Origin of the sequence: Streptomyces sp. SM10 (genome assembly GCF_002910915.1) — a bacterium.
Classification (GTDB): Bacteria; Actinomycetota; Actinomycetes; order Streptomycetales; family Streptomycetaceae; genus Streptomyces.
Window position 1 is genome coordinate 20,221 of record NZ_NEUF01000188.1, and the last position, 6,807, is coordinate 27,027.

General features: G+C 70.3%; 5 protein-coding genes and 2 pseudogenes. 2 read left to right on the forward strand and 5 right to left on the reverse strand.

The genetic code is table 11. The features are described 5' to 3' along the window. Nucleotides 1–17 precede the first annotated feature (17 nt). On the reverse strand, nucleotides 18–1,229 hold the full coding sequence (locus B9S57_RS33105) for a S8 family peptidase (RefSeq protein WP_103760856.1): 1,212 nt from the start codon (nucleotides 1,227–1,229) through the stop codon (nucleotides 18–20). Nucleotides 1,230–1,713: 484 nt separating this feature from the next. On the opposite strand from B9S57_RS33105, the pseudogene B9S57_RS33110 reads away from it, so the two are divergent. Continuing rightward, a pseudogene (locus tag B9S57_RS33110) lies at nucleotides 1,714–2,133 on the forward strand (glycosyltransferase family 2 protein); the annotation flags it as partial. Here the strand turns inward: B9S57_RS33110 and mgt are convergent. The 4 genes from mgt to B9S57_RS33130 all read right to left on the reverse strand — a co-directional run bounded on the left by mgt (nucleotide 2,109) and on the right by B9S57_RS33130 (nucleotide 6,477). Further along, nucleotides 2,109–3,326 (reverse strand): macrolide-inactivating glycosyltransferase, encoded by a 1,218-nt coding sequence (mgt, locus tag B9S57_RS33115; RefSeq protein WP_103760857.1) that lies wholly within the window; start codon nucleotides 3,324–3,326, stop codon nucleotides 2,109–2,111. The pseudogene B9S57_RS33110 and the gene mgt overlap by 25 nt on opposite strands. Before the next feature lie 66 nt (nucleotides 3,327–3,392). Then, the gene (locus B9S57_RS33120; protein WP_103760858.1) at nucleotides 3,393–4,682 is read right to left on the reverse strand and encodes an ABC transporter substrate-binding protein; all 1,290 of its coding nucleotides are present in this window, start codon (nucleotides 4,680–4,682) and stop codon (nucleotides 3,393–3,395) included. Beyond that, nucleotides 4,682–5,521: a carbohydrate ABC transporter permease gene (locus B9S57_RS33125; RefSeq protein WP_103760859.1), complete on the reverse strand. Its 840-nt coding sequence runs from the start codon at nucleotides 5,519–5,521 to the stop codon at nucleotides 4,682–4,684. Before B9S57_RS33125 ends, B9S57_RS33120 begins: the two co-directional genes overlap by 1 nt. After that, nucleotides 5,518–6,477, reverse strand: a complete 960-nt coding sequence (locus tag B9S57_RS33130) for a carbohydrate ABC transporter permease (RefSeq protein WP_258036742.1) — start codon at nucleotides 6,475–6,477, stop codon at nucleotides 5,518–5,520. Before B9S57_RS33130 ends, B9S57_RS33125 begins: the two co-directional genes overlap by 4 nt. Nucleotides 6,478–6,603: 126 nt before the next feature. Here B9S57_RS33130 and B9S57_RS36090 point away from each other — a divergent pair. Beyond that, nucleotides 6,604–6,807 (forward strand): annotated as a pseudogene (locus B9S57_RS36090) (aminoglycoside phosphotransferase family protein); the annotation flags it as partial.

Sequence of the window (6,807 nt, forward strand, 5' to 3'; positions counted from 1 at the left end):
GTGATGGTCCTGTCGTGCTACTCGACGATCTTCAGGAGCTTGTTCGGCGTGCCCTCGGACGCGTTGGAGACGGCGTCCGGGGTGGCGCCGCCGGTGAGCGCCGTGGCGACCTCCTCCGGGGTGGCGTCCGGGTGTCCGCCGAGGTAGACGGCGGCGGCGCCGACGACGTGCGGGGTCGCCATGGACGTCCCCGAGATGGTGTTCGTGGCGTCGTCGCTGTCGTTCCAGGCGGAGGTGATGTCCGAGCCGGGGGCGTAGATGTCCACGACCGGGCCGAAGTTGGAGAACGACGACTGCTCGTCGTCCTTCGTCGACGAGGCGACCGTGATGGCCTCGGGGACACGGGAGGGGGACCCCTCGCCCGCGTCGCTCGACTCGTTGCCCGCCGCGACCGCGAAGGTGACACCGGAGGCGATGGCCTTCTGCACCGCGGCGTCGAGGGCCGGGTCGGCGGACCCGCCGAGGCTCATGTTGGCGACGGACGGACCCTGGTGGTTGGCGGTGACCCAGTCGATGCCCGCGACGACCTGCTCGGTGGTGCCCGAGCCCGCGTCGTCCAGGACGCGGACGGCCACGATCTTCGCCTTCTTGGCCACACCGTGGGCCGCGCCCGCGATGGTGCCGGCCACATGGGTGCCGTGCCCGTTGCCGTCGTCGGCGTCCTCGTCGTTGTCCACGGCGTCGAAGCCCGAGGTGGCACGGCCCTCGAAGTCGCTGTGGGTGACCCGGACACCGGTGTCGATGACGTACGCCGTGACGTCACCGCCCGCCGCGTCCGGATAGGTGTACGCGCCGTCCCCGGCGGTCTCGGCCTGGTCGATCCGGTCCAGCCCCCAGGACGGCGGGTTCTCCTGGGTGGCGTCGATGTGGAACTTCTTGTTCTGGACGACCTTGGCGACGGCCGGATCGGCCGCGAGCCGCTTGGCCTCGGTCTCCGAAAGACCGCTGGCGGAGAAGCCGTTGACGGCCGAGCTGTAGTTGCGGCGGAGCGTGCCGCCGTACTCATCGGCCAGGTCGGCCTTGTCGGCCTTGTCGGCCTTCCCGTCGAGCATGACGATGTAGCTGCCGGAGACGGCCGTCGCCGCGTCCGCACCGTAGACGGTGCCCGTCGCGGGCGCCGGAGCGGCTCCGGCGAACGGGGTGGTGAGCAGGGTGACACCGGCGGCCGCTGCCACCGCAGTTATCGCGGCGGTGAGCTTGACCGAACGGACGCGCTTGTGATGTGCCATGAAGAGGGGGTCTCCTCGTCATTCTTTGTGGGGGGATTGACCCTCGGCCGGAAGATCTCCGGGGGTTGCCTCGAAACCCTGCTCGATTGACGCGCCCAGATCAAGACCTTCATGTAGACGTCACGCAGTCGGCGAACTTTCGTCACAGCAGATCGTCACATTCCGCCCGGACAGGCGGAAGTCGCCCCCCTCCAGCTCCCCCGCGCATGAGGACGAACAAGGGTTCCGGACGGGTGAACTCGGCCCGACCCTGCTCGGGTGATTGCATCCGTCACGACGGAACGGCAAAGCGGAATGGCATGTTTCGTTCGTGCACATACCCACCGCCGCCTGTGCGTCGGTGGTGGGCCACGCGCTCCCGGGACAGCTCCTGATCCTCACCTCGACCAGCTACGTCGGCACCACGCGCGACCTCCTCGTCACGCCCCTCGCGGCACGGAGCTGCGGCCCGGCGAGGACGTCCACGTGGCGTTCGCGCCCGAGCAAGAAGCACGCCCTGGTCCGCGCCTGCGCACTCGCCGACACCGAGATCATCGCCTTCACCGACTCCGACTGCGTGCTCGCCCCCGACGCGCTGCGCCGCTGCGTGCGCGCACTGGTGACCCATCCCGAACTGGGAGTCTTCAGCGACCACTGCCGGGCGCTCAACACGGACTCCGGTCTGCCGGCCCGGGTGCAGGACGTCTGGCACGAGGGCCAGTTCAGGGTCGCCAAGGCCGCCGAGGCGTCCTTCGGCTCGGTGTCGTGCGTCTCAGGACCGCTGGCCGTCTTCCGCCGGGACGCCGTGTTCAACAACCTTCCCGCATGGGCCGACGACCGCTTCATGGGTGCCCCCTTCCGCTTCGCCACGGACCGTCAGCTGACCGGATACGTCCTGGGTCAGGCGTGGACGGGCCGGGCCCTGAGCAGTTCGGCCTCGATGAGATCGGCCGCCCGCCGCGTGCCGCCCTCCCCCGCCATCCGTTCCCGGATCCGCGCCAGCCTCCCGGCGACGTCCGGGTCGTCCACCAGGGCGAGGACGGCGGCCCGCAGGGACGCGGCGTCCGCCTGCTCCTTCGGCAGGTGCCGGGCGACACCGAGGGCCTGGAGCATGTCCGCGTTGCCGAACTGGTCGACGGCCTGCGGGACCGCCACCATCGGAGTGCCGGTGGCGAGCCCTTCCTGACTGCCGCCCGCTCCCGCGTGGGTGATGAAGGCGTCCGCCTGCTTCAGCACGGACAGCTGAGGTACCCAGGAGTGCACCTCGACGCTCTCCGGGACGTCGCCCAGCACGGAGGGGTCCACATGGGTGCCGATCTGCAGCACCACGTGCCAGTCCGGGAGATCACCGAAGGCCTTGACGCACTCACGGTAGAAAGCGGGCTCCTCGGTGTACGCCGATCCCAGGGAGACCAGCAGGACCTTCCCGGCGTCGGCCGGTCGCTTCCACTCGCCCTGGTCGGCCCGATCGCCCTGGCAGGCGCCGACGAAGGTGAATCTGGCGTGGTCCACACGGTCGGCGTTCGGCTGGAGGACCTCGGGGATCAGCACCAGGCCACGGCGCGGACGGGCCACGAAGTCGTCCGACGAGAGATCGCCCAGACCGTTCCCGGTGAGCCAGTCCGCGAAGCGCGCGTAGTACGCCCGGCCCCGTTCGGTCTGCTTCAGCTCGGCGGTCGCGGGGCCCCCGACCTCCTCCTCGTACCCCTCCCAGGGGACCAGGTTGGGCCAGAGCTGGACGGCCGGCACACCCCAGCGGTGGGCGAGGACGCGGGCCGGGTAGGAGGTGATGTCGTGCAGGACGAGGTCCGGCTCGTCCCCCTCGAAGGCGTCGGCGAGCTGGGGGAGGACCTGGACGGCGTCGTTCAGGAACCACTCGATGTTGTCGATGAGTTCGCTTCCCCAGTCCTCCGGATTGTCGGCGGTGGGGAGCACCGATGTGTAGATCACCGGCTCGGCCCCGGCGGCGGCCACGGTCTCGGCGAAGGAGGCCGGAATGGCGTAACTGACGCGGTGCCCACGGGCGACGAGCTCCCGGATCACTTCGAGGCTCGGGTTCACGTGTCCGTGGGCGGCGATGGAGAACATGGCGATGTGGGCGCGCGGAGGCGTTGTCATGCCACGACCGTAAGCGAGACGATACGTCTCGTCCAGTAGATTTCCGGGCTCTGCCGGGCTCCCAGGTCAGCGCTGATAGCGGGCCAGCACCCGGTTCCCGTCCTCGACCAGGCGTCTTCTCAGCTCCTCCGTGTCGATGGCCCCGCTGTAGTACTCCTGGAGCGCCGGCGTGGCGACCTTGTCCTTCCATTCGGGATAGCCGCGCACCGACTGCGCGGGGGCCGGGCGGAGCGCCCGGGCGAGTGCGGTGCCGGCCGCCCAGCCGTTCTCCTGCGTGTGCAGCGCCGGATCGGCGAGAGCCTCGGTGCCGGTGGGCAGCATCCAGTCCCCCCTGGCGAGGCGCACCATGTTCGCGGGGCGCAGCAGGAAGTCGATGAACCGCACGGCCTCCTTCTTGTGCGGGCTGTCCTCGGCGACCGAGAGGGTCTGCGGGCTGACCCCCTGGGCGAGCCCGCCGCTGCCGGCCGGGGCGGGCAGCACCGTCCACTGGAAACCCTCGGGGGCCTGTTCCACGACCTGCTGTCGGTAGGAGAAGCCCAGGGGGACCATGGCGTACTTACCGCCGAAGAAGCCGGGGAGCGTGTCCGAACCTCCCATGCCGAGAGCCGAACGCGCCGCACTGGAATCGGAGTTGACCTGGTCGCGGACCGTGCCGGGCATCACCTCGTCGCCCGCGTCGAAGCGGATGGTCACCTTGCCGTCGGCCCCGCGGTGGAAGAGCTGCCCACCGGCGGAGAGGCCGAGGTTGAGCGTGACGGAGACCGGCTCCTTGAGGGGCCAGGCCACCCCGTACGTCCCCTCGTCCGTCAGCTTCTCGGTGACATCGCGGAACTCGGGCCAGCTCCAGGGCTTCTCCGGGGTCGGGATCCGTACGCCCGAGGCTTCGAGGATCTTCGTGTTGGCGATCAGGACCTTGGGTTCCTGGAGGAAGGGGACTCCGTGGACACCGTCGCCGAAGGTGGTGGTCTCCCAGGACTGCCGCGGGATGTCCCCGGTCAGCCGGTCCGGGAGCAGGGGCCGCAGATCGGCGAGGTAGCCGCCGTAGGCGAAGTCCGCGAGGTCGTCGGAGGCGTCATGGATGACGTCGGGCGCCTCGCCGCCCTCGAAGGAGGTGAGCAGCTGGTCGTGGACGTTGTCCCAGCTGCCCTGGACGTAGTCCACCTGGATGTCCGGGTGGGCGGCGTTCCACTCCTGTACGAGCTGCTTGTTGGCGTCGACGGACTCCTTCTGCCAGGCGAGCGACTGGAAGCTGAGCCGGACCGTGCCGTCCGTGGCGCGGTCGCCGCCTCCCGAGCAGCCGGACACCAGGAGGGCGAGCGCGGTCAGCGCGGCGGCCGCCGCGGGGAGGCGGCGCATCAGCGCTTCACCGCCCCGGCCGTCAGCCCGCCCGTGACGCGCTTCTGGATGACCGCGAAGAGCACGAGCGAGGGAAGGGTGGCGAGGAACGCGGCGGCAGCGAGCGGCCCGAGGTCGGCCACACCCTCCGCGCCGAGGAAGTGGGTGAGTACGACCGGCAAGGTCTGCTTCTCCGGTGTCTTGAGCAGGACGAGCGCGAAGAAGAACTCGTTCCATGCGGTGATGAACGCGAAGAGTGCGGTGGCGACGATCCCGGGGGCCAGCAGGGGCGCGGTGACCGACACGAGGATGCGGACCTTGCCGGCCCCGTCGACCGCGGCGGCCTCCTCCAGTTCGGGCGGCACGGCCCGGACGTATCCGGCGAGCATCCAGAGCGCGAAGGGCAGCGACCAGACGACGTACACCAGGATCAGACCCCCCAGCGAGTTGATCAGATGCAGGTACTTGAGGACCAGGAAGAGCGGGATGATCACCAGGACGAAGGGAAACGCCTGGCTGACCACGACCCACCCGGTGGCAGCCGTGGACAGCCTGCCCCGGTGACGCGCCATCACGTAGGCCATGGGTGTGGCGATGACCACCGCGATCAGGGCGGCGCAGAGCGCGGCGGTGAGCGAGTTGGCCGCCGCACGCAGCAGCGGCTGCTCGTCGAAGGCCTGCCGGAAGTTGTCCGGCGTCGGGTCCTCGGGAATCCACGTGGGATGCAGCGAGCCCAGCTCCCGGGCCGGCTTGAAGGCGGTGGAGATCAGCCAGAGGAAGGGGAACGCCAGGAAGACCAGGTAGCACAGGAGTGCGGCGTACTGCCCGGCGCGTGCGGTTCTGCCCGTGCGCAGGCTCATGCGTCCTCGCCTCCCCTGAGCCGGCCGACGAGGTAGAAGGCGAGAAGCACCGAGATGACGGCGACCATCACACACCCCATCGCGGCGGCGTATCCGAACTGGCCGTAGCGGAAGGCCTCTTCGTAGGCGAAGAGCATGGGCAGCCGGGTGCGGCCGCCCGGTCCGCCGCTGGTCAGGACGTAGACCAGGGCGAAGGAGTTGAGGTTCCAGATGAAGTTGAGGGCGCTGATGGCGAGGGCCACAGGCCTGATGGCGGGCCAGGTCACCGTACGGAAGCGCCGCCAGGCCCCGGCTCCGTCGAGGGCGGCCGCTTCGTGGAGCTCGTCCGGGGTGTTCTGCAGCCCCGCGAGCAGCGCCACGGTGGTCTGCGGCATACCGGCCCAGACGCCGACGACGATCACGGCGGGCAGCGCGGTGGCGAGTCCGGTCAGCCAGTCCCTGCCATCGCCGAGCCCGAGGTCGCGGACGGCCTCGTTGAGGATGCCGGCGTCGGGGTTGTAGACCAGCCGCCACATGATGCCGACGACGACCTCGGGCATGGCCCAGGGGATGATCGCCAGCGCCCTGGCGAGCCAGCGCATCCGCAGGTTCGCGTTCAGCAGCAGGGCGAGGCCCAGCGCGAGCACGAACTGCGGGACGGTGACCCCGACCGCCCACAGCAGGCCGATCCGGAAGGAGTCCCAGAACAGGGTGTCGTGCAGGAGGTCCTGGAAGTTGAGGAGGCCGACCCACTGGGTGGAGCGGGTCCGGCCCGACTGCGCGTCCGTGAAGGCGAGCGCGATGCCGTACAGCAGGGGGCCGACGCTCAGGATCAGGATCGGGATCAGAGCGGGCAGCACCAGGAACCAGGCGGCGCCGTCCCGGCGGCCCTCACCCCGCCCGTCCCGGCGACCTTCACCCCGTCCGTCGCGAGGGGCCTTGCGCCCGGACCGCGCCGTTGCGGTCGCCAGTGTCACGAATTCGACCCCTTTGCTCCCTTGGATCGGTTTCATCCCCGTACGGCCCGCCCGGGCGGCCTCCGTCATCGTGCTGACGGCCCGCCCGTTCGTCAAGGTGGCCTGCGGGGATGAGAAAATCGGGCCATGGACGAGATGCGCGCGCGTGACGTACTGACCGCCGCCGGACTGCCCGGTGGCGCGGAGCTCCTCGCGCTGGGCGAGAACGCGGTGTTCGCCGTCGGCGACCTGGTGGCCAAGGTCGGCCGGGACGCCACCCACCACCCGGAACTGCGGGAGCGGGCCGAGCGCGCGCTGACTGCACGTGAGGCTGCGGTGAAGGCGGCCAAG

What these genes read in the sequence shown, in the direction of transcription:
- B9S57_RS33105 (WP_103760856.1), bottom strand. Translation starts at nt 1,229, where the DNA reads ATGGCACATCACAAGCGCGTCCGTTCGGTCAAGCTCACCGCCGCGATA.
- mgt (WP_103760857.1), bottom strand. Translation starts at nt 3,326, where the DNA reads ATGACAACGCCTCCGCGCGCCCACATCGCCATGTTCTCCATCGCCGCC.
- B9S57_RS33120 (WP_103760858.1), bottom strand. Translation starts at nt 4,682, where the DNA reads ATGCGCCGCCTCCCCGCGGCGGCCGCCGCGCTGACCGCGCTCGCCCTC.
- B9S57_RS33125 (WP_103760859.1), bottom strand. Translation starts at nt 5,521, where the DNA reads ATGAGCCTGCGCACGGGCAGAACCGCACGCGCCGGGCAGTACGCCGCA.